The sequence below is a fragment of the Nitrosospira sp. TNL200 genome (assembly GCF_055386305.1).
The window spans coordinates 1,558,057-1,581,174 of the sequence record NZ_AP041003.1; the positions used below are offsets into that span (position 1 = coordinate 1,558,057).

Sequence of the window (23,118 nt, forward strand, 5' to 3'; positions counted from 1 at the left end):
AGTATAGTATGAATTGTTTAGTGCTTATGTACCCGGTACGCCGGCCCTTCTGGCTTCTTCACTGGGGCAGGATGAGTTAGCTCAGTCAGAATGAGAATGCGGCGCCGATACCAGGGAAGAAAATCATGCTCCCATCTTCCAGCAAGAAAATCATCCTGTTTTATGCGAAGGAGGACGAAGCCTGGGAGCAAAGGCTGCAGGACAGGCTCGCCTCTCGAACGCGTAATCTTCAACTCTTTCCAGCCGGTCTGGCAGTCGAATCCTGGAATAACGAGAAGCTCGGCGAGCTGATTCGCAGTCCGGAACAACTACACGAGCAGGTGCGCGATGCCGTGTATATGCTCTTCCTCGTCTCCGATGACTTGCTGAAATCTTCCTATTTTCGCGATCTTGCTGGAATGCTCCGGCTTTCTCTGGGTGAGGCTTCGACGTTTCGCATGCTTCGCATCCACTTGCGGCCCCTGGTTTTTTCCCTGGATTGGCTCGAATCCGCGATGCTTCTCGGTCCTGAATCTCCCGCGCTTGCCGAGCTTCCCCGAGAGCAATGCGACAGCGAGCTCGACCGGATAGCCGATGCGGTGATCGCGCGCACTGTGGCTGCAATGAACGTTGCCTCGACCCAAAGCCCAGATAATCCGGCCGCTGACAACCGTGACGATAACAGCGAAAAACAATCGGCAGCCCAACAGTCATCTTTTTACGGACCGGATGAGCATTCATCTTTTTATGGGCCGGATGAAGCGCCGTTTTACGGGAATATCAAAGAAAAGCAGGAAGGAGCTCAACAATCTTCACAGCCATCCCCCGGAGTTGCAACTGAGCAACCAGAGAGGGAAGCGGCTCAGCAGCCGGATCGGCAACCTACCGAGCCATCATCTCAAGCATCCGGCGAACAGCCGCCATCGCCATCGACTTCCGACCCGGGCGTGGTTCCGCTGGCACAGCTCGCCGAATTCAGGACCGCCCCTTCGATTTCGCTTCTAATGGAGCGTGCCGTGAGGATGGCTTCGAGTAATACAACTCTAGGTGTTGTGACTACTAGTTTCCTGTTATTTACCATTGCCGAAGCCACGGATACGGAAGGTCCCTGGACGGCGCATTTCCTGCGTAATCTGATCGATAGTTATGCAAAAGAATACGGCGCAGTTCGAGATCACTACTTTAGCAGGCGGGGTTCGCTAGGGCTGAAACCCATAGTAAAAGGTGGAGGATTTGCGGGTCCTATCGGCATGACGTCTTATCTCTTCTCAGCACTAGAGCGTTCCCGCGATATCGCGCAGCGCACGACGAACAAGGAAGAAATTCATGGACGCCACCTGCTTGCGGCGTTGCTGGCTGACGATGAAAGAGCGGAGCGCTCTGGTGCGCTCAAGCGTCTTGCCGAGATGGGTCTCGATCCGGTATTCGTGCGCGAAGCATTGCACGAATGGGTGCGCGGCCAGGGGGACCTCGACCAGGCCTGGGAAGCATTGCTCATTGGCGAATCATCGGAAATCGCGTCGCGTCGCTTAAGTGGCTTCAGCACCGATCGGGCAGGAGGCGAAGATCTGCTGGGCATCCAGGACGAGGTGCGCGCGCTCGCCGTGCTGATCGCGGCCCGCACTGTCGTGCCGCCGCTATCTATTGGCCTGTTCGGCGAGTGGGGTTCCGGCAAAACCTTTTTCATGCGGCAGTTGCGCAACGCCATCGATGAACTGGCGAAGGAAGCGCGCGCAGCCAACCGCATGCAGCGGGACCTGCCGATATACAAGAATATCGTCCAGATCGAATTCAATGCCTGGCATTATGTCGAGGGTAACCTCTGGGCAAGCCTGGTCGAGCATATCCTCGACAATCTTTATCCGGGTAAGGAGACCTCTGTCAGTCAAACCCTGCAGAAGGAACTGATCAACAAACTGGCGGAGGAGAAAGCCCTTTCACGGGCGGCGAGCAATGCGGTGGACAGCGCAAAGGCCGCGGCAACTGTCGCCAAGGGCGATCTCGATGACGCGCAGAGGAATCTCGATGAAAAAACCAGGGAGCTCGCAAAGCTGAACGCCGAGCACGTCGGGAAGGATTTTCTGCTTACCGGTGCCCATCAGCCGGTTCTCGATGCGCTCACGCAACTCAATCTCACCGCGGTCGGCAGCAAAGCAGTGGAACTCGAAGGAGCCTTGCGCCAGATCCATGGCGTGCTCGGAAGGGGACAGCGCTTCCTCGCTCCGCTCATGCATGCGAAGGACCGCAACCGGCGGTTCGCCTGGCTGTTCTTCAGCCTTCTGGGTGTGCCAGTGATGACGATATTGGTACGCTTCGTGCTGCAAGTGCTGGGGTCGAGCGTTGCCGACATCTACGCCTATGCCGCCGGCCTGGCGACATTGATCGGCTCGGGCGTGCCCTGGCTCAAACAACAGGCGGAGTGGATATCCAGAAGGCTGGGCGAAGCGGAAGCGGCGCAAAAGAAATTCGATGAAGAAATGGCGACGCAGACTGCCGAGCATGTGCGAAAAGTGACGCAGGCCGAGCAGAAGCTGCGTGAATTGACGGCCGCGCTCGATGCTGCCCAGCAGAAGCATGCAGAAGCAAAAGCGCGGGAAGCCGCGGCGGCCGCCGAACTCAAAGCGGCGACAGCCGGGCGGCTGCTGGCCAATTTCATCACCGACCGGGCCGCGAGCAGTGACTACCGCAAGCACCTGGGCGTGCTCGCGCTGGTGCGCGACGACTTCGAAAAACTTTCCGGTCTCATCGAGGAAGACAACTGGGCGCTGTCGCCTGAAGACCCGCTGGAATCGCCGCGTGCACAGGGACAGCAGAGGTATGCAAGCCTGGCCGAAGAGGAAAAGGACAAGGACAGGCGCATCAATCGCATCGTGCTCTATATCGACGACCTGGACCGCTGTCCGCCCAACAAGGTGGTCGAAGTGCTCCAGGCGGTGCATTTGCTCCTCGCGTTCCCGCTGTTCGTCGTGGTGGTGGGGGTGGACGCGCGATGGATCAAGCGCTCGCTGCAGGCGCGCTACCACCAGTTGCTCCACGTCAGCGGCAAATCGCCGGATGGCGAGGACAACGCCGGTTTGCTGCTGGGCTCGGCCACGCCCAACGATTATCTGGAAAAAATTTTCCAGATACCATTCTGGCTGAGGCCGATGGATGCAGCCGCCAGCGACCGGATGATTCGCGGCTTGCTGCAGACCAGCATCAAGCGACCGGATGAAAACCTGAAACAAGCCACGCAGACTGTTCAATCCGTCAAGGAATCTGCGCAGGGAGAGCCATCCGCCGAGCTGGCGCCCGCCGCAGATGCGGCAGGGAAAGAAGAAGCTACATCGATCCGGGAAGGCTCTCCGGGCCAGGACATTTCATTGGAGAAGTCTTCCGGTGCTCCGGCGCCGTCGGCACAAGCGCAGCAGCAGGCCGCGCCATCCGTGTCGCCGTATATCGCTTCCGCATCAACGGGGGAAGGCGCCGGCAGCGCGGTGGTTTTGCCGGCCGTCTACCCAGCCTTCAAGAGCCTCGAAACGATACAGGAAGAGCTGGATTTTATGAGCAGGCTTGCGCCGATACTCGGCCGCTCGCCACGGGCGCTCAAGCGGTTCGTCAATGTTTACCGGTTGATCAAAGCCGGTCTCACCGTGCATGAGGCACGGTCTTTCCTGCAGCCTAACGATATCCTGGCAGATTACCAGGCCGTGCTTTTCCTGCTCGCGGTGGATACCGGAATGCCCTTGCTCGCCCACGAATTTTTTTCGATCATGGAAGAGGGCTTGCATGCTGCTCCCCGGGATGAGGCTCCGGCGAATATCGCGTGGATGATAAAACGAATGAATGCGATGATCCAGAGTGATGCACTGAGGGATAGCGGCAGTTGGCGCCGCATGCGTGACTGGCTGGATAACCGGCTTGGCGCAGCTCGCACACCTATCGCGGCCGATACGCCGCTTTCCGTATTTGCCCCATGGATGCAGCGCGTGGCCCGATTCTCGTTCGAGCCCGGGCGGTCCTGAGCATAGGCTATTCCTGTCTCGAATGCATGGATGCGGGAAAGAGGTAAATTTGCTGCGGATGCATTGGTTTTTTTTGCTTTCTTTACTATAAAAAGAAGGTGCCGGGCGTGGGACTGGCTGGATATGGCTGGATGTGGCCTTGCGCTGTTCCTCGCCGGTTTTATGCAACGTTATGGTTATGGAGGATATGATGAAAAAAGCGAGTGCTCCCGATGAAAAGGGCACCGGAGGTGGCGGTGGCCCGGACGCCAAAGGGAGAAGCAGTGGTGGAAGTCCGGTCTCGAAGGGAGGAAGCGCCAGCACAGCCAATACCACCAATACGGCCGCTACAGTCGATACGCCCGATACTTCCGTCCTGGCACGCTACTCCCCCACGGAAGGCGCGCAATCCCAGCCGGACTGGATAAAGAAGAAATTTCCCGCCTATATCGCGCCGCACGGCATGCATGACGCGACCAGCGTGCGCGAACTCACGCATAACGGCCATCAGGTCCGGATCATTACCACCTACCGGGTGGAGGTTGATGGAGAGCCCGTAGGCATGCATCTGTCGGTCGACGAGGACGGGCAGGTCTATACCCATGCCACGCCCTTTGTCACCTATGCGTCCGCCGTCGATTTGATGAAGCAAGTCATGGACGCTTATCCCGGCGCATTCTCCGATGATGCCGGGGATGAGGCGCAAAGCGGGCATGACCCGGGCCATGCCCATGGCCAGGCCGGCGAAGGAGAGCAATCATGATCCGGCGCAATTTTCTGACCGATGTCACCGTCGCCCAGCAATTCATCGACGGCGTATCCCGGCTGAAAGATCCGGCCCGGTTTCCGTGGACTGGGCAGCAGGGACTGTCCGTCTATGATTCGTTCGTTTTCTGGCATCACCAGTCCATGATGCTGATGACTCCGCCAACCCAGAGCGACCGCAATGCCGCGCATTCCGGTCCCGCTTTCCTGCCCTGGCACCGGTATTTCCTGATCACCCTGGAAAATCTCCTGCGGCGTGCCCTCGGTGATGACAATTTTCGCATACCCTACTGGGACTGGACCGCGGATGCCGAGCTGGCCGAGCCGGCGACTTCCCCGATATGGAGCAATGCCAACCTGGGCCAGTTCTCCGGTTCGAGCTGGCGGATCCGCCTCGAAATGAATCTAAGAACCGGAGATATGCGGCGGACAAACCGCACGCTCCAGCGCGCGCTGGGGAACGACGGCAGCCTTCCTTCCCGCACCGGCGTGCGCATGGTCATACGCGACCAGGCGTCCTATGACACCTCGCCGTTCAACTCGTCGTCGCCCGGCGGCCTGCGCAACCTGGTGGAAGGCTGGATCGGCAACGAGCGCATCCATAACAGCGTGCACGTCTGGGTGGGCGGAGATATGTCCTTGTCATCATCGCCCAATGACCCAGTTTTCTTCCTGCATCACTGCAACGTGGATCGAATCTGGGCCGCGTGGCAGGAACGCCATGCCGGCGCCCCCTACCTCCCGGACATGACGGCGCCGGACACGCTCCAGTTTCACCGGATCGGCGATGCGCTTTACAGCATCTACCAGGACAATGTGACGCCGGGGGATATGACGGATTACAAGCGGTATTACGAGTACGACACCCTTTCCGATCTGACGGAATTGCAGGCCTGATCGGGGCAACGAGGCGCGGCCCCTCGCCGGGAGGGGGTAGCGTCAAGTCCTGTTTCTTTTTCTGAATCAATATTAATTTCTTCATGGCAAAGCAACGGTAGCAACGGTAGCAACGGTAGGATGGGTGGAGTGAAACGCAACCCATCAAAAAACATCTACCCAGCACCAGGAAAATGATGGGTTACGCTTTGCTCCAAGGACTCATCATGACAACTCAAATGGCTGTACCCACGACGATGGTACCTGCAAAGCTTTCTGCTGCGGCCGCTGCCGGGATTGATGTCGGTGCCGCCGAGCTGATGCTCGTGATCCGCAAGGGCAGTTGCCATTGTCACTGATCCATTTCACGGCATGAGGAAGTCTGGCAACCGACCCGAAGCGAGCCTCAACGATTCGATCATTAGATCCCGCACCATCTTGCCAGTAGTGCCGCTGGTAGTGGCAACATGGCTGATGATTTCACGGGCACAGCAATCCAGGGCAAAGATAATTCGCACTGCTTGCCCGTTCCAACAGGAAATCTCGAAGCCATAGGAGCACCAGTGCAGGTTGGTGCGCAGAGCTAGTCCACAGTACTGTTATATATAAAAATTATACCTATATAATTTTAATGTATAACGTGCCCATGGCGAGACAATAGTTCAACTATGAACGGGAGAAGGCAAATGCAGCCTCAAATCGAAGCATTCTTCGATCCGGCTACCTCGACCATCAGCTATATTGTTTTTGATGAGCCTGGCGGGGCCTGTGCAATTATCGATCCGGTCCTCGATTACAATTACAGGTCCGGCAGAACAAGCGCGCAGTCCATCGAGAAACTCCTGGCATTTGTTAAAAGCCGGCGCCTGACGGTGGAATGGATACTGGAGACACATATACATGCCGACCATTTGAGTTCCGCGCACTATCTCAAAAGCAGCGTGGGTGGAAAAACAGGCGCTGGGCGCGACATTCCCCTAGTACAGCAGATCTTCAAGGAAATATTCAATCTCGGACCTGATTTCATTGCAGACGGGAGACATTTCGACTCGCTCCTGGGGGATGACGAGGCTTTCGGTGTCGGCAAACTGACTGCAAAAGCGATTTCGACTCCCGGCCATACGCCAGCAGATTTATCGTATCAGTTTGGGGACGCCATTTTTGTCGGAGATACGCTCTTCATGCCGGACCTTGGCACGGCACGCGCCGATTTTCCGGGAGGGGACGCCCGGTTGTTATTCCAGTCAATTCGCAAACTGCTTGGGCAGCCTGCGGAGACCAGACTGTTCCTGTGTCATGACTACCCGCCCCCCAGCCGCCAGCCGCGCTGGGAGACAACGGTTGCCGAGCAGCGTGCCCACAATATACATGTGCGCGACGGCATATCGGAAAAGGAGTTTATAGCCATGCGGGAAGCGCGGGATGCGACACTCGACATGCCTATCCTGATGTTTCCATCGGTTCAGGTGAACGTGCGGGCGGGAGAAATGCCTCCAGCCGAAGAGAACGGAGTCTCGTATCTGAAAATACCCTTGAACCTGATGTGACGCGCTCAGGACGCATTGTTCAGCCAACGCGTATCCTGACTTTCAGTCCGCAACCCCAACCCTCCAGCTTTAGCTGGAGGTTGTTGAGTTCTTTCGTAACCAAGACCGCAAGACCGCAAGATCGGATAATGTCTTTTAAAATTGCTGCCCGCGCATCCGGCTGACCGGGATCACGGGCAGGCGTGCGATCCATGGTTCACGATAGAACTGGCTGCCATCAAGGCGTTATTCGCTATCTCCCCATGCGTGAGGCCGTCAGTTCTATATCAGCATCCTTCCAGGCCTTTTTGAAGCGTGCCTCGATGACTTCCGCCTCGGCTTCCTTTTTCTGGGCGTGCAGGGCCTGCATCAGCCCGAAAAGGGCCCAGCCACTGTCGCGGTTGCGCTGCAGGTCGTTCCAGTAGACGGTCTCCGCTTCATCCGGGTATCCCGCTTCGAGGAGGATGGCGCCTAGCGCAAGCCGTGGCGGATAATGCCATTCCGCGGGTTCCGTATAAACCAGCGCGTCTTCATAGCGGACGGCGCGTTCAAGATGCGCTATGGCCGAGTCGAATTTGCCGCGCGCGGCATCGATTTCACCGGCCAGCGCTTCGGGAGCGATCCTGAGGATTGTACGCGGCGTATTCTTGGAGAGGAGCGCACCGTCCAGGCTTGGGTCTTTCATGATCTCGCGCAAGGTTCCCAGTTCCTGCTCAGCCCTGGCGAGATCCCCCGTTGCCACGAATGCGAGGCCCCGGACATAATGCCAGCTCCCCTTGAGGAATGCATTCGTAGCGGGAGGCGAGGGCTCATCGAGTATCTCCCGCCAGTGCCCGAACCTCGCCAGAGCCCAGTAGGGCGCCATGCGGAACACGGCAGTCAGAGGCATCTCCTTCAACGTGGTATCGTCCACCTTGCTGGCGATCTTGCGGGCGGCTTCGATCGCCATTCCGCTGCGGCCGCTTGCCGTGGCGGAAAACGTAAGAAAGTGAATGTTATGCGGATAGTAGCCCATCGGGTACAGTCCCTGCGCCTGGCATTGGGCGATGTAGTCCTCGTCGGCTGCTATTGCCAGCTGGTTGCTTTTTATCGCGTCCGCATATCGCCCCACCCGCTGATAAATGTGCGACGACATGTGTATCATGTGTCCCGCCGCGGGCATCAGCGGAAGCAGGACGTCCGCGGCTTTCTCCGCGCGCTCCGGCGTGGCGGTCGGTTCCAGCAGGTGAATCTGCATGTGCAATGCGGCCGGATGCGCGGGATGGCGACGCAGCACGTCCCCGGTCAGCGCCACGATCTCGGCCGTTCCCTCATAGGGGGCTCCATCGCGCATCCAGTATCCCCAGGGGCGAAGGTCCATCACCGATTCCACATAGAGCATCGCGATATCGGGGTCAGCGGGAAAACGCCGATGCACCGTCCGCATTGCCTGCGCATAAGTCCTGTCATTGGCCGCGCGCTCTGCGGAATTGCCCGAATAGCGTTTCTCCAGCGCGGCGATCAGCGCCTGCTCCCTTTGCGACGCCGGCCCCATCAGCGATTTCGCCTTTTGCACCAACTCCGCGGCATCGGGTTCATCCTTGGGATCCATTGGCGCGTTTATGTTGGGGCCCAGCACCAGCGCCTGGCCCCAGTATGCCATCGCCAGCGCGGGATCGAGCCGTGCGGCTTCGCGGAATGCGCGCCGCGCTTCGGCATGGTTGAACCCGTAGGCCAGGTTGATGCCCTGGTTGATGAAGAGCTGCGCTCTTTTATTTCGCGTGCTGACCGGGAATGCATGAGTCCCGAGGTTCTGCAGCCTGGGCGCCATTTGTCCATCCGGTCCCGGCTGATTCGCCATGGGGGGAGCTTCATAATGCTTGTGGGTCGGGCCTTGCGCCGCAGGGGCCTGACGTTGTTCGCCCGGAACCGCGTCGCGCGCTTCCGAGGACGTACTGAAAACACTTGCCCCAACCAGTACCAGTCCCATTATCTGGGAATTAAAAGTACGGGATTCCATTACGTCTCCTTGAAAGTATTTTTGCAATCAAAAGGGTATCTTTGTCTATTGTCCAGATTCCGCGTTCTGGCAACTCTCCGCCGTGGTGGGATCGATTACGGACAGGATGCGGGAAACACGATTTGCGGGAAAATTGCCTTGCTCGGCGTGAGCTCTTATGGCCGTTTCGTCGGGCGCAATGTAGACGCAATAGATCCTGTCGCCGGTCACATAGCTCTCCACCCATTGGACTGGAGATCCCATGCTGGCGAGCACACCGCATGATTTCTGCGAAATGGCTTGCAGATCCTGCGCGTTAAACGAGCCTGCTTCGGGGATCTCACGTTCAATGATGAATTTGGGCATTCGTACCTCTTGTTCCTTGTTAAATATGACCGGTCGTTTTAATGAAATGGAAAAAATTAGCGAGATTCAGGGGGCCTGAAGGGGCCTGAAAAAGTCGCCGAGCAGATCCTGGCAGCATTGCCTGACGGGCCCGGATGATTTTTCGATCTTCGCTCTCAGCAAGGCTCCCTGCCAGGTATTGACTAATAAATCGGCCATGCCCGCCGCTGGTTTGTCTGTTCTAACCGTGCCTTGCTGCTGCGCTTTGGCCAAACCGGATTGCAGCAAATCCCGATAGCGGTTAACAGCCATCTGGAGGGATTGCTGGCAAAGCGGGCTGGTATCCCCGATCTCGCCCATTAGATTGCCAAGCAGGCAACCCCCCTTGAAATCGTTTTTTTCCAGTTCCGCGATAAGTTCATCGAAGTAACGCTGTATCGCGCCTAGCGCGTCCGTCCCGGATTGTTGTAAATGAGTGGTCAGTTGGATGATAAAGGGATCCACATAATGCTGGATGACCTTGGCGCCAAAATCTTCCTTGCTCTCAAAATAATTATAAAAAGAGCCTTTGGGAATATGTACCGCATCCAGAATCTCCTGGAGCCCGGTGCCGTGGTAGCCTTGCCGCATGAGCATGCTCACACCCTGGTTCAACAGATTGTCCCGGTTCGATTCCTTTTTCGCAGATCGAGGCATGAGATGATAATACGACCGGTTGTCTTGATTTGTCAACTGCTTTTTGCTCGATGATTTGAAACAGAGGATGCGAAAAGAAACAGATCCGAGGCGGCGGAGAAGTATTCGGCAAAGCACTGCAAGCCGCAGCGGGGTCATCTGCGAACACGGAAATGCCAGTGGGCCGGTCGTCCGGCAGGATTTGATGGATCAGGCTGTGCGCCGCTGCAAATCCCGGTGGGGGAGGAATTCGTGACTGCAGTGGTTTCCTCCTTCTTCAATCAGAATTGAAATTCCTTCGGGTGCGAAAGAGGTATCGGATTCAAGGCGAAGAAACAGATCGTCCAGCCGGGCATTTTCCGTCGGATCTCCGCTCAGGCCGAATAAGTCTAAAAGTTTGGGTTTTTCCACAGTCTCTCCTCTCCCTAACGTTATTGCGTGCAATTAATCAACAAATACGTGCCCTCGCATATCTTCTGCTTCCTTGCACGTTTCCATTATCCGGGTTGTGCTAATCGTGCCAGGCCAGCCAGGCATGATGATCCGGAAGCGCAGCGATTGAACGATAGCGAAGCCGGACTGGGAAGTCGTAAAGAAACGGTCAAATATCGGTTAAATTTCGAGGGCGGGAGCAATTCCCGCCAGGACCGATTGCTCATTCCCATCATTGGGAGAATAATCTGGATGGGGAATGTGCTTGAACTCCAGACTTGCCGGTGCGGCAGACCGGATATCCAGTATTCATGCAGGAACGCTGCCTGGAAATGCGGCGGCTCGACCTGCCCATAAACGTGCAGGAACGAGGATGTGAGGATAGAATTGGGCGGTCAGGAAAAAGGGGATGGCATGAATCAGGTGAGTGAACCGGGAGAAAACTGCTGGCAGTTTCATTCATTCAGGTTGGATAAGAAAAATGCCACCTTATGGCATGTTGACCAGGTGGTCCCGTTACGCCCCAAGAATTTTTCTGCGCTGTGCTATCTGGTCGAACGGCATGGGCAGCTGGTGACCAAGGATGAGTTGCTGGATGAAGTATGGCAGGGCCGCTGCGTAGGGGATTCGGTGCTGAAAGTATGCATCAATGAGCTGCGGCAGGCATTAGGGGACGACGCTCGCACTCCGGCCTACCTCGTGACAGTGGCGCGCCGTGGCTATCGATTTATTGCTCCCGTTACCGTACCTGCATTACGGCCGGAAAGAGAGGAATACGCCGCGCGCATCCTGCCCGGAAATGGTGGCCGGGGCGACCCATTCATCAGATCCGGTTGCCGGATTCTCCGGGACATGCCCAGGGCGCAATTGACGGCTGCCTGGCAACGCTCCCTGGAACACTCCCGCCAGATCCTGTTCCTGGCAGGTGAACCTGGAATCGGCAAGACCACGCTTATCGAGATGTTTCTGGAGGAGATTCGCCATCATGCTCCCATGATCCTGCGCATGCGCTGCGTCAGGCACCTGGGCCAGGGCGAAGCGCTGCTTCCGGTGATCGAGGCCATCGAAAAGCGTTGCCGCGCAGCGGAAGACGCCGGATTGATCGGGCTATTGCGTCGCCATGCGCCCATCTGGCTCGCGCAATTGCCATCAGTGCTGCCGCCGGCGGAGAGAGAAGTTCTCCAGCGCGAAATTTTCGGCGCCAGCCGCGAACGGATGATACGGGAAGGGTGCGAGCTGCTGGAAGCCATCGCCCGGGAGGCGCCTTTGATTCTCGTCTTCGAGGATCTCCACTGGAGCGACCACGCTACCCTGGATTTGCTGAACCTCCTGGCCCAGAGAGACGAACCGGCGCAGCTTTTTGCGATAGCCAGCTACCGGCCGGCCGATGCCAGCCAGCAGGCTCATCCGCTTGTTTCGATTCACGAGGAACTGATGTCGCGCCGCATAGGCTCGGAAATCATCCTGGAGCCATTTTCCCTGGACGAGGTGAACGGTTACCTCTCCCGGCGCTTTCCTGGCATTCGCGTTCCCAGTTCAATTGGTGAAGCTCTTTTCCGCCGTACCAGCGGGCTCCCTCTGTTCGTTTCCGATCTGGTCGAATATCTGGTGGCGCAGCACCCGAACTGGCCCGTTTCTCACGAGCCTATGGCCGAGAAAGGACTGCCGCAAGGCAGCCACCGCATGATCGAAAGCGAGATCGGACGGTTGAGCCCGGATGAACAGCAGTTGCTGGATGCCGCCAGCGCTATCGGCGCTCATTTTTCCGCGATATTGCTGAGCTCCGTGCTCGGCATGGAACTGGCCGAGGTGGATCGCTGCTGCGATGGGCTGGCTCGGCGCGGCCAGGTATTGCTTCGGGAAGGCATGGAGCAGCGCCCCGACGGCAGCGTTGCCGGCAGTTATGCGTTCCGCCATGCGCTATATGTCGAGGTGCTCTATCAGCGGCTTGCTCCCGGACAGGCGATCCGGCTGCATTTCCGCATAGGCGAGGCGATCGAGCGGGAAGGCGACAAGCAGGATCTGACGCATGCGGCGCAGGCCGCCCTGCATTTCGAAAGAGGATGGGACTGGAGCCGGGCGATCAGCTATCTGGCGCAGGCGGCTGCCAGATCATCGCAGCGTTTTGCCAATCGGCAGGCCCATGACTATCTTGTGCGCGCACTGGCAATGGTCGAGCGTTTGCCGGCGGAAGGCCAGACTGAAACCCGCATGAGCCTGCTGAAGCAGTCATCGGCAATCAAGCGCTCGATGGGGGAGATGGCGGGAGCCAAGGCGGATCTCGAGAATCTGCTTGCCTGCGCCATCGCCTCGGGAGACCTGAGAAACGAGGTCACGGCGTTTCTCGAACTGAGCCGCATCCTGGCCTGGATGGACAGCCGCAAATGCCGCGAACGGGCCGAACAGGCGCTGATGCGTGCCAAGGTCCTGGGAGACCCGATTCTTCAATCCATAGCGGAAGGCATATGGGGCGGGATGAATCTTCTATTTGGCCCATGGCGCCCCGAGCATGCGCGTGCATGCTACCACGCCATGGAGTTGGCGCGGGCTACCGCAAACCCTCTCATCCTGCACTCCCGGCTGACGCAGCATATTTATATCGAAACGCTGGCCTCGCGCTACCGGCATGCCTGCCTGACGGCTGAAGAGGCCCTGGCCCTGTCGCGTACCCTGGGCGATGGCTATATGTTCATGATCGGGCACTATTATTATGGCCTGGCTTTGCTGCATTCCGGCGACTGGGGAAGGTTGCGGGAAATATCCGAGGAAAGCCGGCGCGCGTTCGAACGCAACTGCGACGACGCGAGCCTGCCCCTGCGCCTGCATTCCCAGATTTTGACAGCCTGGCTCCATGTGGAGGCAGGGGATTTTGAAAGCGCGAGGGTCTTGTGCGAAGAGGCACTGCCTCAGGATGCCGGTCGCTGGGCACTCTTTATCCGCATCCATTTTGCGGCTATACATGGCCGCGCGCTGCTTGGGCTTGGGGATCAGAAAGGAGCGATCCGTTGTTTCGAAGTTTTTTTCCAGGCCGAGCAGGACGAATCGCTGCCCATAGCCCGCAATTATTTTTTTCCGGCGTGCCAGGGAGTGTGCGAAGCCTGGCTATCCCTGGGCGAGTCTGGAAAGGCTCGCCATTATGCCCTGCGCCTGCATGAATTCTCGGCTGCCGCTCCCGAACGCAGCTATCTTGCCATCAGTCTTGTCCTGCTTGCCGCTATCGATCTAATGGAGGGATCATTGGATGAGGCGGATATCCGGCTCGCCGAGGCGCTCGAGATCGTGGCCGATGCCGATATCCCGCTGGCCGCCTGGCGCGTTTATGGCGCAGCCGAGAAATTTCACGATTTGCGCGGCCAGGCAGAGCTGGCGAGCCAATTCCGTTTCAGGAAGCGGCAGGCGATAGAGCAACTGCTCGACTCGCTTCACGAAGCCGATCCCCTGGGAGAAAGCCTGCAGGGCTTGAGGGATATCTCATTTCCAGCCACCCAGAAGAGCAGGGTTGATGCTTCGCCCGAGATTCCTGAGCGGGGGCAGCGGCGCGGGCTGGTCGCCATGCAACCGGGCACCAGTTGACCGGCATTTACCTGGTGCTGCAGATGTGTTTTTGATGGGTTGCGTTTCACTCCACCCATCCTGCCGTTGCCACCGATGGTTTCAAAATGAAACCCGATTGGCACGCGCCATTCGGGCGACGAATGCCATCAACATATTCCTCGCCTGGCAGTAGTGAATCGAAGCAGGTGCTTGAGCTGCGGGCCGTCATCTTCTGGCCGCCATTCTTCAGCCGGGGCAACGGATGACTTGCTTTTTTCGATTTTACGGCTATAAATACAATAACAGCTCTTTATAAATGTAGGCACCGGCGCCGATACAACTCCGGCGGCGCCTCCAATTCCAATAATCGGGAAATCAAAAAAATGCCACTTAAATCCTATGGAGTACTGAAGGGCCGCCCCGTGGGCCGCCAACTCGGCTCAGGCGCTAATCCGCACTACCAGATCCATATCGTCGATGACACTACGCACTATCGCATTGCAGTGAATGTGGCCTCGCAAATGGCTCCCTCCGAGCTTGAATTTCTGGTGGACTCGCGCTTCGATCATCCGATCCTGGCCGAGCTCGCCAACATACCGCTGGGGTGGCTTGCGCTTCCACCGCGGCCTGGCGGTCTTGCGCTGGATTTTATCCGGGGAAATCTGCTCGACCCGCGCGATATGCGCGTGCTCCCGTTCAATGTTCCGGGTCCCGACAACGATTTGAACGAAAAAATCGACCAGTTTGTTCAGCGCGCGATGGCCGATGAAGATGCGCAGATGTATGCGTTCGGCGAACGCTGGGGACCGGAGAACAATGTGACAGACAAGATATTCGGTTTTGTTCCTGGCAATGGCGTTCACGACATTCATATGAACCAGGGTAATGCGGGGCGTTTCGTAGGGGATGATGGCGTGTACCAGGATGGCGCGCTGATGTTTCATTTCCCCAGGACCAGCCAGTGGGTCGCCGTATTCCTGAAATTTCAGTCCCAGACCTGGCACACCGATGACAGAACCGGGCACCAAACCCGGGTGGCAACCAGCGGCCCGCCTTCGGACCGGAATATCGTATCCAATCCGTTCATCCCTGGTGGGCAGCCAGGCCCGGAAATGCCGGATGGAGCGGTCCGCATCGTCGCTGCGCTGGTCAACAGCACGCAGTCGCCCGAAATCGAGTTCGTCACGCTTCTGAATACTACCCCCGAAACCATCCCGCTGGAGGGATGGCAGATCGCGGACCGGGACAAGAACAGGATGAGCCTTGCCGGTTCCATCGCGGCTGGAGAGACCCTGCGGATACAGCTGCTGCCGCCTGTTTTTCTTCCCAACAAGGGCGGGATCATCACGCTTCTGAATGATCGCGGGTTGCGTGTGGACGGTGTGGCCTATACCGGCGCGCAGGCAGGCAACCCGGGCTGGACGGTGAAGTTCTAGGGAAGCGCTGAACAAGTCTCCGCTGGCGCGGCGGCAGCCCGGCCTGAGCCGGGCCGTGTACGATATAGCACCTCAGCCTTTGTTGCGATGCCCTGATTTTTCACGCATTTGATTCATCTGCTCCCGCTGCGCGTCAGTCAGAATATCCCGGATCTCCCCCCGTACCTTGCTGCGCTGAACGATCAGGTCCGCCACCAGCTGGCCGCGTTCCTGCGCCAATGTTGCCACCTGGCTGCTATCGCTCTTGGCGCTTCGGGCCAATTCCTTTAGCGCCTTGCGGTTGGCCTGCATCTTTTCCCTCAGGTTGGCTCGCTGGGGTTGCGATTTTTGCAAAACCGCCTGAACCGATGAGCGCTGTTCTGCTGTCAGTTTGAGGCGATCCGTCATCCGGTCCAGAAATTTTTCTCCTCCGGACATGCCTTCTCCTTTCATTCCGGAATGCCTGCCATGGTGGCAGTCATGCCAGGTTTTCCCTGAATTACTGTTGTCCGGGCCGGGAGCGGCCAGGGCCATACTGCTTGCCAGCAGGCCGCTGATCAATACGATTTTCGCGATGGATTTCATGAGCTGATGTCTCCTAAAGGTCATTTGCCAGATTCCACCGTGATAGCGTGATAGTCGCGCAGTGCCCACGGTGTGAGCAAATAATAGAACCGGGGCATGTCAATGTGGGTGAGGGAAGCGTAAAGTTGTGTAAAGAAACGGAAAGGCGCTTTATTTGACCGAGATGGTTTGGCAATATCCTTCTACAGCAACCCGGAACAATCCATGGAACCTACAAGACGATGGCGCGCATACTCCTGGCCGATGATGACAGTGAATTAGGCGATATGCTGGCCGCCTATCTCGGCAGGGAAGGCTTCGAGGTCGAGTTGGCGCATGACGGCAGCGCCGCGCTGGCCAGGGCGCTGGCCGCTGAATACGATCTCCTGATACTCGACATCATGATGCCGGGCCGCAACGGCTTCGACGTGCTGCGCGAATTGCGCACGCATTCCATGCTTCCCGTGTTGATACTGACAGCGCGCGGGGATGACGTCGACAGCATCGTGGGGCTCGAACTCGGAGCCGATGATTACCTTGCCAAGCCGTCCAATCCAAGAGTACTGGCGGCGAGGATTCGCGCGATTCTGAGAAGAGTCGAAGCGCAAGCCGAGTCCGGTGGGGATGGAACTCCGGGCAGGATCGCGCTGAATGATATTGTCATCCATTCCGGTTCGCGTGCCGTGGAATGCGCGGGCAAGCCCCTCTCCATGACCAGCACCGAATTCAGTCTCCTGCATGTGCTGCTCGATGAAGCCGGCAACGTCGTTTCGAAAGCGGTTTTGTCCGAGCGGGCGCTCGGCCGCAAATTGAGCCGTTATGATCGCAGCCTCGACATGCACGTAAGTAATCTGCGCAAGAAGCTGGGACCGCTGCCCGATGGCCAGGAACGGATCAAGACTGTCCGGGGCATTGGTTATATTTATTCCCGGGCATGATGGTCCTCGCGGTGCATAAGCTCTTCTGGAAAATATTTCTCTCGTTCTGGCTTACGTTGATCATCTTCACCGGCGTGCTGATGTTCGCCGCTTCCAGCTATCTGGAACATATACGGACGCAGCAGGATATCGGCAGTGTCCGCTCCCGCCTGTCGGACTATCTGGAGCAGGCACGGGCGATCACCCAGCGAACAGGCGTGCAAGGGCTGAGGGAATGGCTGGAACACCTGGACCGCAGCGAAGCCATACCGATCTTTCTGATCGATAAAAAGGGACAGGATCTGCTTGGGCGGGACGTACCGCCGGATATCATCGCAAGAATGGAGCGCAGGCGCGAGTATGCTGGACGCATGGAACGGAAGCGGCACCGGCATGCAGAGCCCATTCTGCTGGCCGATGGAAGCGCTTACCGTATGGTACCCGATTTCCAGAGCGCCACGTTGCTGCGGATCTTGCAGCGGCCCAGGGTCATCGCGCTTCCCGTCACGATCGCAGCGCTGATAAGCATATTGGCTTGCATGCTGCTCAGCCGCTACCTGACGCTTCCGCTCGAGCGGCTGCGGAGGGCCGCCCAGCATATCGCGGCGGGCGATCTTGCCCAGCGCGTGGCCCCTTCCATGGGCCGCCGCCAGGACGAAATCGCAGACCTGGCGGGAGCGTTCGACAGGATGGCTGAACGGCTGGAAAGAGCATTCAACGCCCAGCGGCAGCTGCTGAGCGATGCATCCCATGAATTGCGCTCGCCTCTCGCGCGGCTTCAGGTTGCGCTGGAGCTTGCGCGGCAACGGTTCCGCGGCGATGCGGAAGAAGAGCTTGGCCGCATCGAGCTCGAAATAGAACGCCTGAATGGGCTGATAGGCCAGCTTCTGGAGTTTTCCCGCCTGGAAGCGGGAGTGGATGCCGCGCATATCCAGCGGGTCGAAATGCAGGAGTTGCTGGAAGGAATCATGGCGGACGCACAATTCGAGGCGGAATCAAGGGGCTGCAAAGTCAGCCTGGGTGTATCCTTCGAGGCGGTCATCAATGGCAATGCCATGCTGCTGCGCAGCGCCATCGAGAACGTCGTTCGCAATGCCGCCAGATACACGAAGCCGGGCACGGCGGTGGAGATCAGTATGCGGAAAGAGGCGGGAAAACCGGGCGGCATCATCATTCAGGTGCGCGATCATGGGCCCGGTGTCCCGGAGGAAATGCTGCCCCATCTTTTTGAACCATTCGTCCGGGTGGAAGCAGCCCGGGACCGTTCGAGCGGCGGGCACGGGCTTGGCCTTGCCATCGCCGATCGCGCGGTTCGCTTGTATGGCGGCAGTATCGCCGCCAGGAATGAGCAGGGCGGGGGGCTGAACGTGCTTATACGCCTGCCGCTTGTGAAAACCTGAGGCTGACGGGAGTGTGTAGCGAGCTTTTTTAACCGCAGGATGGGTTGTGCTGTGCTCCACCCATCACATCCGCTTCGATGAACTTGCTTTCTCCCGGAAGAATTTCTCCACTTCCTCCAGTTCGCGGGTGCGCTTCATGGGTGGCAGGCTCTGCCAGATTTTTCTGCCGTAGGGCTTGGTGATGAGCCGTGGATCGCAGATCATCAGCACGCCGTGATCCTTCTCGTCGCGGATCAGCCGTCCCGCCCCCTGCTTGAGGTTGATGACTGCGCGCGGCAACTGGTATTCCAGAAAGGCGTTGCGTCCCTCCTTGTTGATCTTGTCGATGCGTGCCGCGAGCACCGGGTCGTCGGGCGGGGCGAAAGGCAATTTGTCGATCACCACCAGCGATAATGCCTCGCCGCGCACGTCCACTCCCTCCCAGAAGGATTGGCTGCCGACCAGCACGGCATTGCCCATGTTGCGGAAACGCTCCAGCATATGGGTGCGCGAGCCCTGGCCTTGCAGCAGCAAAGGATATTCCAGCTTCTCCTGCTCGAACGCCTTTGCCAGCAAGTCATGGGTGCGCTGCATGGCGCGCAGGCTGGTGCACAGGAAGAAGGCACGCCCGCGGCTGGCTTTCAGCACGGGGAGCGCGGCTTTCACCACGTCCTCGGCGTAGCGCAGGTTATTCGGGTCGGACATGCCTGCCGGCACGTAGAGCAGGGCCTGGTTGGCGAAGTCGAACGGGCTCTCCCAGCAGGCGGACTGGGCCGCATGCGGCGGCGCGCTCAAGCCCATCTCTCCATGATAGTGCGAGAAATCGCCCTTCACTGACAAGGTTGCGGAAGTAAAAATCCAGGCGCGTGGAGATCCGGCGAGCTGTCTGCCGAATATTTCCGCGATGGACAGAGGGGTGGCGTTGAGCTGCAGCGCATGGCTGAATACTTCGACCCAGCGCACGAATCCTTCGGCTTCCGCCTGGTCGCGCCAGCGCCTGACGCTCCCGGTTATTTCCCTGGCGCGCTGCCAGCAGCTTTCCAGACCTTCCGAGCGTTCCGCCTGGCTTTCCAGGAGTTCGCCCAGTGAATCGAGAGCGCCGAGCAGTGTGTCGAGCGCGGCGCCAAACCGGGGATTCTGCTTCACGGCGGCCAGCGGCAGCCGGAGATTCTCGCCTTCGACGGCCAGGCGGAAATCGCGGGCCGCTTTTTCCATGGCAGCGATTGCCGGGGGCAGGGCGGCAAAATCCCTGGCGCCGCGCAACGCCTCCGCCTCCGCGTCGCGCCCCAGCTCCAGCAACTGGCTGGTGCTGACGGATTCCCCGAAAAAAAGACTGGCGGTTTCAGGGAGCTGGTGGGCTTCGTCGAATATTACCGTATTGCAGGCAGGCAGCAATTCCGACACGCCCTCGTCCCGCAGCATGACATCGGCAAAAAAGAGATGGTGGTTGACCACGACCACATCCGAGAGCAGCGCCTGCTTGCGCGCCTCCATGACAAAGCATTTTTTATGGTGCGGGCAATCCGAGCCGAGGCAACTGTCCCGCGTGGAAGTGACCTGTTGCCAGACCGCGGCATTCTCCGGTACTTCGCTCAGGCCGCTTTTGTCGCCGCTCCTGCTCACGGCGGCATAGCGCTCGATCAGCTTCAGGTATCTGGTTTCCTGGCGGCTGGCAAAGCTCAGCCGCTCATCCTGAAGCGTTCGTTCCAGATGATAATGGCATACGTAGTTGGCGCGGCCTTTCAATAGCGAGACGGTCACAGGCGCCTTGAGCGCCGCCCGCACGGTAGGTATGTCGCGATTGAAAAGCTGGTCCTGCAAGGTCTTGGTGCCGGTGGAGATGATGACCTTGCCGCCAGCCAGCAATGCCGGCACCAGGTAGGCAAACGTTTTCCCGGTACCGGTGCCGGCTTCGGCCACGAGGATGCGATTTTCCGCTATGGTATCGGCTATCGCCCGCGCCATCTCCAGTTGCTGGGCGCGTGCGCTGTAGCCGGGGACAGCGCGCGCAAGCGGGCCCTGGGCGGAGAAAAAAGAATCGATATCGGGCATGGGCGCCGTCGAAATAACGAGCTGCCATGATAACCCAGGTCAGCCGCTGCTTCACATCAATCGATCCGATGCCGAATCGGGAGAGGAATGGGCGGCAGGGGTGGTTATCCCAAATCCGGCAGTTGGAAAGGGTGGGGTATGCAATTTCCGGAGTGCAGGGCAAGGCGCTGCGACGCGCAATGGCTATTTCATTCCGGGGAGCTGCAACGCAGCCATATGTCCCAAAAATCGCGTAATCCGCTCTGCGGCGCCGATGCACTCGGTATCGTACGTAGTGGGATATATCAAGGTCAAGAGCGCGAAATCGATTGCGAGGAGATTCATGGGCAAGGCAAAAAACTTTACGGGCGAGAACTTCTGGGCACGCGGTTATTTTGTGTCGACGGTAGGACTGGATGAAGAGATGGTTAGAGAATACATCCGACACCAAGAGGAAGAAGACGAGCATTATGATCAGCTCAAGCTCGGCATGTAATGCCGCCTTTAGGCGGCGCCAGTTTTTTCCCCCTTTGAGGGGCTAACAGAAATAAGCCTCCGGCTTTGCCGGAGGTGATTTAATTCCCTTTATCAATTGCCATCGTCTCCTCCTTTTGCTATCTTGGTATGAATTATTCCTACCAAGGGGCTTAAATGACCACAACCGAAAAAATCAGCATCGCTCTGCCGCCGGAAATGGTGTCCCTTGTCCGCAGCGCGGTGGCCACCGGCGAATACGCCTCCAGCAGCGAGGTCATCCGGGATGCGTTGCGGGACTGGACTTGTAAACGCAGCTTGCGCCAGCAGGGGGTCGCGGAATTGCGCCAGCTGTGGCAGGAAGCCTTAAGCGACAAGACGCCGGGAATCGCTGCCGAGGACGTGCTCGACCGCCTTGAACGTAAATACCAGGCCATCGCCGATGCAGCCAGCATGGGGAAATAATGCGGCTGGAGCTGTCCCGCTTCGTCGAAAGCAATCTGGATGATATCGCTGACTATATCGCCCAGGACAATCCCCGCCGGGCCATTACCTTATTCAGGAAATCCGGGCCAAATTCCACGAGATACGCCATAACCCACTGCTGTATCAGCTCCGGCCTGAAATAGGGGAGGGTGCGCGTATGACGACTCTGGGCAACTATGCCGTTCTCTTCCGCGTAACCGGCGCTAGTGTGCGGATTGAGCGTGTGCTCTATGGCGGCCGGGATTTGCCGGGAATCTTTGACACCTGACTTATTAACCCGGCCCTTAAATAAACAAGGTAATCCCCCGGCTATGCCGGGGGACTAAGTAAGGTTTGACCGTGTGAAGCGGTCGCCCCGATTCTTTTAGCTCGACCAAAAGCTAGGAGAATCGAATGAGAGATTACCAGAGTCTGACGCACACGACATGGGACTGTAAGTACCATGTCGTGTTTATACCGAAGAGGCGGAAGAAGGCGATATTTGGGGCGATACGCAAGCACCTTGGAAGAGTGCTGCACGAGTTGGCGCAGCAGAAGGGTTGCCAGATCGTGGAAGGGCACTTGCAGTTGGACCATGTACACATGTGCATCAGTATTCCACCCAAGTACGCGGTATCGCATGTAGTGGGATATATCAAGGGCAAGAGTGTGATATCGATTGCGAGGAAGTTTATGGGCAAGGCAAGAAACTTTACGGGCGAGCACTTCTGGGCGCGTGGTTATTTTGTATCGACCGTAGGACTGGATGAAGAGATGGTCAGAGAATACATCCGGCACCAAGAGAAAGAGGACGAACATTATGATCAGCTCAAGCTTGGCATGTGATGCCGCCTTCAGGCGGCGCCAGCTTTTTGCCCCTTTGAGGGGCTAATAGAACTAAGCCTCCGGCTTTGCCGGAGGTGACTTAACTGTCGAGTTCCACAAAAAATTTTTATGGATCACGGCTCTAAACTGGAATCGAGCGATCAGTGCCGGATTTGCAGTTATTCAGGTATCGCGGAAAAGCCGCTGTTTTTCAGCTTCTTCGCCGGTGACGCGCTACGTCCGACCTGATACGTTTTTTTCCATACGATCTTGCATAGCGGATCCCCGAATATCGTCCGCTTCTGGGCGATGTTTTTTGCCACTGCGCTTAATGCAGCCATGCTGATTACGGTGAATATCACCAGAAGTATCAGCGGAAGCCATCTCTTTACCAATATAACCTCCTTGGCATGATAGCCGATCAAGTTATGCCGAACAGCCCATGCATGGCCGGCAAAAAAATGGCGGGGATCACCCCGCCAGAGGGGAATCGAAATAAGCTCTCAGGGATAGGAATTCATCGCTCTCCCACGACCTGGCCGTGAGACTCGCTCATCATGGCTGGAGTCGCAGCAGACCGGGATCCGGCGTGCGTCAACCGCCGCCCGGCAGCGGGAGCGTCGCGATGGCGCAGTTTTGCGGCGGTCTGCCGATGAAAGGCAGCCTTGTTCAAACTCGTCTTTGCCGCCTGTTCGTACTTGACCATCAGAGCCCAGGTGTGGGATTGTTTGTCCTGTGCTTGCCGGCCATAGAAATAGCTTTTTTCCTGGTAATGGTCGAGCAGCTTCTGCTGTTCCCGAGCGTTTGTCTGCATTTCCCTGGCGAGATTTTCATAGTGTTCCGTCAGAGCCAGATGATCGCCCAGAGTTCTGGCATCTTTTGAGGCCTGGCGCAATGTGGGATTATCCACGGCTTCGTAACGGCTCATGGGCGCGCAAGAGGCAAGCAGGCAAGG

The 23,118-nt window shown here is 57.9% G+C and carries 20 protein-coding genes and 2 pseudogenes; 13 read left to right on the forward strand and 9 right to left on the reverse strand.

The window, feature by feature from the left end; translation table 11 throughout:
- Positions 1–125: 125 nt before the first annotated feature.
- From ACZ5CE_RS06915 to ACZ5CE_RS06930, 4 genes are all read left to right on the forward strand, one after another.
- Entirely contained in the window at positions 126–3,983 is a 3,858-nt protein-coding gene (locus ACZ5CE_RS06915) for a P-loop NTPase fold protein (protein ID WP_464577215.1), read from the forward strand.
- 187 nt (positions 3,984–4,170) lie between these two features.
- Complete coding sequence (locus ACZ5CE_RS06920; RefSeq protein WP_464577217.1) at positions 4,171–4,725, forward strand: hypothetical protein; 555 nt, start codon at positions 4,171–4,173, stop codon at positions 4,723–4,725.
- Entirely contained in the window at positions 4,722–5,624 is a 903-nt protein-coding gene (locus ACZ5CE_RS06925) for a tyrosinase family protein (protein WP_464577218.1), read from the forward strand. The genes ACZ5CE_RS06920 and ACZ5CE_RS06925 overlap by 4 nt, the downstream gene beginning before the upstream one ends.
- Positions 5,625–5,830: 206 nt before the next feature.
- On the forward strand, positions 5,831–5,962 hold the full coding sequence (locus tag ACZ5CE_RS06930; protein ID WP_464577220.1) for a hypothetical protein: 132 nt from the start codon (positions 5,831–5,833) through the stop codon (positions 5,960–5,962).
- Here the strand turns inward: ACZ5CE_RS06930 and ACZ5CE_RS06935 are convergent.
- Positions 5,919–6,190: pseudogene (locus tag ACZ5CE_RS06935) on the reverse strand (IS3 family transposase); the annotation flags it as partial. The gene ACZ5CE_RS06930 and the pseudogene ACZ5CE_RS06935 sit on opposite strands and share 44 nt — an antisense overlap.
- A gap of 99 nt (positions 6,191–6,289) precedes the next feature.
- Here ACZ5CE_RS06935 and ACZ5CE_RS06940 point away from each other — a divergent pair.
- Positions 6,290–7,150, forward strand: coding sequence for an MBL fold metallo-hydrolase (locus tag ACZ5CE_RS06940; protein WP_464577222.1), 861 nt, complete (start codon positions 6,290–6,292; stop codon positions 7,148–7,150).
- A gap of 232 nt (positions 7,151–7,382) precedes the next feature.
- Here ACZ5CE_RS06940 and ACZ5CE_RS06945 read toward each other — a convergent pair whose 3' ends face one another.
- The 4 genes from ACZ5CE_RS06945 to ACZ5CE_RS06960 form a co-directional block, all read right to left on the reverse strand.
- Positions 7,383–9,128: a tetratricopeptide repeat protein gene (locus tag ACZ5CE_RS06945; protein ID WP_464577224.1), complete on the reverse strand. Its 1,746-nt coding sequence runs from the start codon at positions 9,126–9,128 to the stop codon at positions 7,383–7,385.
- Positions 9,129–9,173: 45 nt separating this feature from the next.
- A complete protein-coding gene (locus ACZ5CE_RS06950; protein WP_464577226.1) occupies positions 9,174–9,473 on the reverse strand; it encodes a DUF4242 domain-containing protein in 300 nt (99 codons plus the stop codon).
- Between the two features lie 66 nt (positions 9,474–9,539).
- Positions 9,540–10,184: a TetR/AcrR family transcriptional regulator gene (locus ACZ5CE_RS06955; RefSeq protein ID WP_464577228.1), complete on the reverse strand. Its 645-nt coding sequence runs from the start codon at positions 10,182–10,184 to the stop codon at positions 9,540–9,542.
- 153 nt (positions 10,185–10,337) lie between these two features.
- Positions 10,338–10,538 (reverse strand): hypothetical protein, encoded by a 201-nt coding sequence (locus tag ACZ5CE_RS06960; RefSeq protein ID WP_464577229.1) that lies wholly within the window; start codon positions 10,536–10,538, stop codon positions 10,338–10,340.
- Between the two features lie 396 nt (positions 10,539–10,934).
- Between ACZ5CE_RS06960 and ACZ5CE_RS06965 the strand changes: the two genes are divergently transcribed.
- Positions 10,935–14,132: an AAA family ATPase gene (locus ACZ5CE_RS06965; protein WP_464577231.1), complete on the forward strand. Its 3,198-nt coding sequence runs from the start codon at positions 10,935–10,937 to the stop codon at positions 14,130–14,132.
- 344 nt (positions 14,133–14,476) lie between these two features.
- Positions 14,477–15,529 (forward strand): DUF2278 family protein, encoded by a 1,053-nt coding sequence (locus ACZ5CE_RS06970; RefSeq protein WP_464577233.1) that lies wholly within the window; start codon positions 14,477–14,479, stop codon positions 15,527–15,529.
- Positions 15,530–15,601: 72 nt separating this feature from the next.
- On the opposite strand, the gene ACZ5CE_RS06975 is transcribed toward ACZ5CE_RS06970, so the two are convergent.
- The gene (locus ACZ5CE_RS06975; RefSeq protein WP_464577235.1) at positions 15,602–16,093 is read right to left on the reverse strand and encodes a Spy/CpxP family protein refolding chaperone; all 492 of its coding nucleotides are present in this window, start codon (positions 16,091–16,093) and stop codon (positions 15,602–15,604) included.
- 221 nt (positions 16,094–16,314) lie between these two features.
- On the opposite strand from ACZ5CE_RS06975, the gene ACZ5CE_RS06980 reads away from it, so the two are divergent.
- Positions 16,315–17,010, forward strand: coding sequence for a response regulator (locus ACZ5CE_RS06980; RefSeq protein ID WP_464577236.1), 696 nt, complete (start codon positions 16,315–16,317; stop codon positions 17,008–17,010).
- Between the two features lie 11 nt (positions 17,011–17,021).
- On the forward strand, positions 17,022–18,389 hold the full coding sequence (locus tag ACZ5CE_RS06985) for an ATP-binding protein (protein WP_464577238.1): 1,368 nt from the start codon (positions 17,022–17,024) through the stop codon (positions 18,387–18,389).
- Between the two features lie 63 nt (positions 18,390–18,452).
- Here the strand turns inward: ACZ5CE_RS06985 and ACZ5CE_RS06990 are convergent, their stop codons facing one another.
- The gene (locus tag ACZ5CE_RS06990) at positions 18,453–20,420 is read right to left on the reverse strand and encodes an ATP-dependent DNA helicase (protein WP_464577240.1); all 1,968 of its coding nucleotides are present in this window, start codon (positions 20,418–20,420) and stop codon (positions 18,453–18,455) included.
- 241 nt (positions 20,421–20,661) lie between these two features.
- On the opposite strand from ACZ5CE_RS06990, the pseudogene tnpA (ACZ5CE_RS06995) reads away from it, so the two are divergent.
- The 4 genes and pseudogenes from tnpA (ACZ5CE_RS06995) to tnpA (ACZ5CE_RS07010) form a co-directional block, all read left to right on the forward strand.
- A pseudogene (tnpA, locus tag ACZ5CE_RS06995) lies at positions 20,662–20,895 on the forward strand (IS200/IS605 family transposase); the annotation flags it as partial.
- 155 nt (positions 20,896–21,050) lie between these two features.
- Positions 21,051–21,338 carry a ribbon-helix-helix domain-containing protein gene (locus tag ACZ5CE_RS07000; protein ID WP_464577242.1) on the forward strand — a complete coding sequence of 96 codons (288 nt, stop codon included), beginning with the start codon at positions 21,051–21,053 and terminating at the stop codon, positions 21,336–21,338.
- Positions 21,339–21,477: 139 nt separating this feature from the next.
- Positions 21,478–21,627, forward strand: a complete 150-nt coding sequence (locus tag ACZ5CE_RS07005; protein WP_464577450.1) for a type II toxin-antitoxin system RelE/ParE family toxin — start codon at positions 21,478–21,480, stop codon at positions 21,625–21,627.
- A 125-nt stretch (positions 21,628–21,752) separates the two neighbouring features.
- On the forward strand, positions 21,753–22,184 hold the full coding sequence (tnpA, locus tag ACZ5CE_RS07010) for an IS200/IS605 family transposase (protein WP_464577244.1): 432 nt from the start codon (positions 21,753–21,755) through the stop codon (positions 22,182–22,184).
- A 158-nt stretch (positions 22,185–22,342) separates the two neighbouring features.
- Here tnpA (ACZ5CE_RS07010) and ACZ5CE_RS07015 read toward each other — a convergent pair whose 3' ends face one another.
- Together ACZ5CE_RS07015 and ACZ5CE_RS07020 are read right to left on the reverse strand one after the other, a co-directional pair.
- Positions 22,343–22,558: a hypothetical protein gene (locus tag ACZ5CE_RS07015; protein ID WP_464577246.1), complete on the reverse strand. Its 216-nt coding sequence runs from the start codon at positions 22,556–22,558 to the stop codon at positions 22,343–22,345.
- 122 nt (positions 22,559–22,680) lie between these two features.
- Complete coding sequence (locus tag ACZ5CE_RS07020; RefSeq protein ID WP_464577247.1) at positions 22,681–23,091, reverse strand: hypothetical protein; 411 nt, start codon at positions 23,089–23,091, stop codon at positions 22,681–22,683.
- Between the last annotated feature and the right edge of the window lie 27 nt (positions 23,092–23,118).